Raw genomic sequence first — 2,756 nt, 5'->3', positions numbered from 1 at the left:
GTCATACAGTACTTGGAGCAATAGAGAGACAGACATTAGGCCAAATTTTTTATATTGGTAATCAATTAAAAGATGAGAATTGGGAAGCCCCTTAGTTATCAAAAAGGAAAATCGGAAGAATACTTGCTACACAAGCTTAAAAAACATAAATGAAAGCAGCTATTGAGTTAACCATTTATAGAGGCCTTTTTAAGTGAATTAAGTTTATTAAGTATTCAGGCTCAATCCTTGTACAAGGAATTGTGTTTTTTGGGTGAGCGACCTTGGTTCATTAAGACGTACTAAAGACCACAGTTGTTGTTTTAGAATAAAGTTTGCTCAAATGATACTAATGACCTAAAAATAACAAATTGAAAGAGCTTGTTTTGAAAAAGGTTTGATCACTTCTGTGACCCTTATACAAAAATGGAATCTAATAAAAAGTGGTTAACTTGGGAAGTTGAGTCACTTAATAATTCAACCTCTTCTGAATAATGAGAAAAATATGTATAATTAAGAAGATCAAATATAGTTTCCAATCAAGTAAATATAAATATAGTGATTTGTACTTGTGAGTCTATAATGAAACGCATAATGAAGGGGTTTGAAGTTGAAATAAGTTAATGTTTCAATTCTTTTTACCTACTATATAAATCAAAATTACTAGCATTTAATACCTATCTTGTGAAAAAGTACTCATTGGTTTATTGATTTTTTAATTTATTCGTAATATACTTAATATTCAACATCTTTAATTCAAAGTATAGTACCCTTTTGCGAGGTTGAAAGGAAGGTGGTTTTAAGCTATAAAACTGCTGATTTTGGGTTTTTGAGAAAAAACGTAAATTTATGCAAACGCTTCGCTAGTTATTTTTGGTGAGTTTCTATGAATACTTCTAACTATCCTCGCAGAATATTTTAGTGTACTAAACCAGAAGTTAATAGATGGCAGAAGGATAATCTCTTAAACTAGGGATACTCCAAGAAAGACTAAAGATGAGGGGGAATATTTTTGAAAAAGTCTAAATTTTCAGTGCTTGCGCTTCTAATGGCTATTATGCTTGTGCTTGCAGCATGTAACAGCGGTTCGAAGGAAACTTCGAATGAAAAAGAAGGTGGCTCGAGTGACTCAGCCAAATCAAAAGTATTAAATGTAAACAACTCAAGTGAACCTGGTTCGCTTCATCCTGCTAATGCGCAAGGAACTCATGAATCATGGATTCTTGAACATACGTTTGAAGGACTGACTAAGAAAACAGAAGAAGGCAAAATCGTACCAGGTGTTGCAGAATCATGGAAGATCAGTGAAGATGGATTAAAATGGACATTTAAATTGAAAGATGGTTTGAAATGGTCAAATGGAGATCCGCTTACAGCGAATGATTTCGAATATGCTTGGAAATATGCATTGAAACCAGAAACAGCTGCTGATTATGCTTACCAACTTTATTATCTTAAAGGCGGGGAAGCTTACAACAGTAAAAAAGGCAAGGAAGAGGATGTAGGAGTAAAAGCAACGGACGACCTTACGTTAGAGGTTACATTGGAGCAGCCTACACCATATTTTCTTGATTTGACTTCTTTCTATACTTTCTACCCGATCGATAAAAAGGTACAAGAAGAAAATCCAAAATGGGCTTTGGATGCCAAAACACATGTATCAAACGGTCCATTCAAGTTAACGGAGTGGAAACATAAAGAAAGCCTGAAAATCGAAAAGAATGAAAATTACTATGATAAAGACAAAATCAAATTGGATGCCGTTAATTTTGCTCTAATTGAAGATGAAAATACTGCATGGCAAATGTATCAGAGTGGCGAATTGGACATCGCTTATCCACTACCAGTGGATGTACAAGGTCAATTGGTTAATTCTGGAGATAAAGAATTCAAAAATGGAGCAGAACTTGCTGTCTACTATTACAACTTTAATACTAAAGTAAAACCTTTCAATAATGCTAAAGTAAGAAAAGCGTTATCAATGGCTATCGAACGTAAAAAAATTACGGATAATGTTGCTCAAGGTGGTCAAAAGCCTGCCTTTGGAGTAGTCCCGCCAGGTATTCCTGATGCAAGTGGTGATTTCCAGGAAAATACAGGTGACCTTTTTGCGGAAAATGTTGATGAAGCTAAGAAATTGTTAAAAGAAGGATTAGCTGAAGAAGGCATGAAAGAACTTCCTGATTTTTCAATTTTATATAATACATTAGATTCTCATAAAAAAATTGCTGAAGCTGTTCAAGGAATGTGGCGCGATAACCTAGGTGTTGAAGTTACACTTGAAAATGCTGAATTCCAAGTTAAACTTGACCGTGAAAAAGCTGGGGACTTCGAGATTTCCCGTGCAGGATGGGTTGGTGACTATGTTGATCCGATGACATTCATGCTTTGGGAGACAGACGGTGCCTATAATGATGCGGATTGGTCCAACAAAGAATATGATAAATACTTAAAAGAGGCGAAATCTACAATGGAACCAAAAGAACGGATGGCTGCTTTGCATAAAGCAGAGGAAGTTCTGATTGATGAAATGCCGATTCTCCCGGTTTACTTCTATACAAAACCATATATGGTTAAATCGAATGTTACTGGGGTTTATGCACCAATAAACGCTTATCCGAACTTTATTTACGCGGATAAAAAATAAAAGAAGGATGAAAATAGGAGGTATGTCCGATTATGGACATACCCTATTTTTCAATTGCGAATTTGAATATTTCATGAATTCATTTCCGTTTTCAACTCCTTAGAAAATCGATGATTGGGGTGATTACCAT

At 34.9% G+C, this 2,756-nt stretch carries 1 protein-coding gene; it reads left to right on the top strand.

Annotated elements, in window-relative coordinates:
- Nucleotides 1-991: 991 nt before the first annotated feature.
- A complete protein-coding gene (locus AC1DUW_RS25160; protein WP_223305493.1) occupies nt 992-2,626 on the top strand; it encodes a peptide ABC transporter substrate-binding protein in 1,635 nt (544 codons plus the stop codon).
- The last annotated feature ends 130 nt before the right edge of the window (nt 2,627-2,756 follow it).

Source organism: Peribacillus sp. P4_C12 (genome assembly GCF_056402095.1).
The sequence above is the reverse complement of the archived record's forward strand: the minus strand, read 5'-3'. Positions and strand labels throughout refer to the sequence as shown.